2 protein-coding genes are annotated in these 2,479 nt (G+C 72.0%); both read right to left on the reverse strand.

Going from position 1 to position 2,479, the window contains the following annotated elements:
• Nucleotides 1-1,698: lipid II flippase MurJ (locus G6022_RS05870; RefSeq protein ID WP_182691161.1), on the reverse strand; the 1,698-nt coding region annotated here is incomplete at its 3' end.
• Nucleotides 1,695-2,479 (reverse strand): DUF6049 family protein (locus tag G6022_RS05875; RefSeq protein ID WP_241731073.1); only part of this gene is annotated, 785 nt, incomplete at its 5' end. The genes G6022_RS05875 and G6022_RS05870, both read right to left, overlap by 4 nt.

A 2,479-nucleotide genomic window follows, 5' to 3' on the forward strand; every position in this document is an offset into this window, starting at 1 on the left:
GATGCTGCCGACCGAGTCGGTGAGCAGGTCCAGGGGCAGGAGGGTGTCGACGGCGAGGGCGACGAGCGCGCCGGCAGCCGACGCCCCGAGGGTCCAGACCGCCGACCTCGCGGTCTCGCGCCCGCGCAGGGAGCCGAGCCTGCGGCGTAGCAGGATGTATCCGGCCACCGCGCCCACGACCCAGCCGATCCCGTTGGCCAGGGCGAGGCCGATCACCACGTGGGAGCGTTCGTTCGCGACCAGCGGGACGATGAGCGACAGGACCACGCGGACGATGGTGATCGCGAGGATCATGACGGTCGGGGTCCAGTAGTCCTCGCGGGCGTAGAACACCCGCTGCTGGAGCAGGACCACCGCGTACGGCACCAGGGTGAACGCCCCGAAGGCCAGGGTGAGGCCGAGGATGTCGGCGTTCTGGGCGTCGAAGTTGCCGTACCGGAACAGGCCGGTCGCGATGGTCGGGCCGAAGGCGGTCATGAAGGCGATGATCGGCAACAGGCCGAAGAGGGACAGCCTGGTGCCGAGCGAGATGTCGCGCACGACCGCGTCCGTCCGCCCGGCGACGCCGTTGTCGGCCAACCGCGGGTTGATGGCCGTCAGGAGGGTCACACCGATGATCCCGTAGGGCACCTGGAGCAGCAGCCAGTACGTGCCGTAGATGGCGATGGCCGCCTCGTCGGCGGCGGAACCGATGCGGTTGGTCATGACCAGACCGACCTGCGAGATGAACACGTAGGACAACCCGGCGAGGGCGTTGCCCCCGAACTGGCGGATCCGGGGGTCCAGCCCCCACTGGGGACGCAGGACCACGCCGGCACGGCGCAGCGCGGGCAGCAGGACCGCGGCCTGCACCACCACGCCGAGGGTCGTGCCCAGGCCGAGCAACAGGATCGGGGCGCTGAGGAGGTTGACCGGGGCCGCCGGGTCGATGCCGCTCCCGACCACGGCGAACAGGGCCAGGGTCGCGATGGCCACCAGGTTGTTCCACACCGGGGCCCACGCACCGGGTCGGAAGATCCCGTTGTAGTTGAGCACGGCGAGCATGACCGAGAAGACGCCGTAGAAGAAGATCTGCGGCAGCAGCAGGAAGGCGAACGCCGTGGCGAGGTCCGTGTTGACCTCACCGTCCCCGAGGTTGAGTTCGGTGAGCAGGGGCGCACAGGCCACCGCCACCACCGTGGCGACCAGCGCCAACAGGGAGGTGGCCGTGAGCAGGCGCCGGATGAACGAGACCCCCCCGTCCGGGTCCTCCTGGGCCGCCCTGGCGAGCAGGGGCATGAACATGGCGGTGAGGACCGACCCCAGGACGAGCTCGGTGATCATGTTGGGCAGCGTGTTGGCGGTGTTGAACGCCGAGGCCACGGCGGGGCCGAGAATGGTGAGGATGAGGATCATCCGGACGAAACCGGTGATCCGGCTGGCGAGGTTGGCCACGGCCATCGACCCCGTGGACCGCATCACCGAGGCGTCGGACGAGTCCCGCGTGGTGGTGCCGGTCCCCCCGCCCCGGGTCGCCGGGCCCGGTGGGATCGGGACCACGGGGTCGACGGGTACCGAGTCGGGCGCGAACGAGTCGGCGACCGGTGGCGGCGAGACGGGGCGTGGCGAGACGCAGCTCCCGGATTCGCGGCGGCGGCCCCGCAGCCCGGGATCCGGTCTACGCAGCCCGGGTTCGGGGGAACCCTGCTCGTCGTTCACGGTCGGTGCCCTTCGTCCGCGGGGTCGAGGATCCCCCGACGGTAGCGCAGGTACCGGCGGCCTCCGAGGACGAGGGCGAGTGCGGCCGCGGCGATCGCGAAGCCCTGCGCGACGGGATACCCACCGGACTGGACCGAGAGTTCGACCGGGTCGGACAGTCGCGTCCCGTCCGGCCCGTGGAGGGCGAAGACCACGGTGTGGCGGACCCCGCCCTCGGAGTCGGACTGGGTGGGGACCTGGAGGGTGCGGGAGCCCGCGGCCGGGATCTGGATGAGACCGACCGGGTCGACGGTGATGTCCTCGGGCGCGGTGACGGTCACGTCCACGCGCACGGGGAACGGCAGCGCGTTGCGGGTCACCAGCATGAGCGGACTGTTGGGACTCGCCATGGTGAACACGCTGCCCGGGGTCAGGAGATCGACGCGCGCCAGCGAGGCGGTCACCGTCTCCCCGAGCCGCGCCAGGCGGGTCGCGCCGCGGTCCCGGGCGGCCGCACCGGTCCCCGTCTCGAAGGTGAGACCGTCCCCGCCGGCGCGTCGACCGGTCTCCGAGATCGCCCGGAGGGCGTCACCCACCAGCGGGTCGAGGTGTGTGGCCGCATCCGCCGAGGTCGGGTCGGAGGTGTCCACCAGCGATCGGAGGGTCCCCGCCCCCGAGAGCGCCCCCGCCAGTCGTCGGACGGTGTCCCCCCCGGGGTCGTCCGCGAAGGGATCGGCGAGTCCGGGGTCCACCGCTCCGGTGGGGTCCTCGGCGAGGCTCCCCTCGGGGATCGTGACGGGAC

The organism is Dietzia sp. Cai40 (genome assembly GCF_014145165.1).
In the GTDB taxonomy this organism is placed as follows: Bacteria; Actinomycetota; Actinomycetes; order Mycobacteriales; family Mycobacteriaceae; genus Dietzia; species Dietzia natronolimnaea.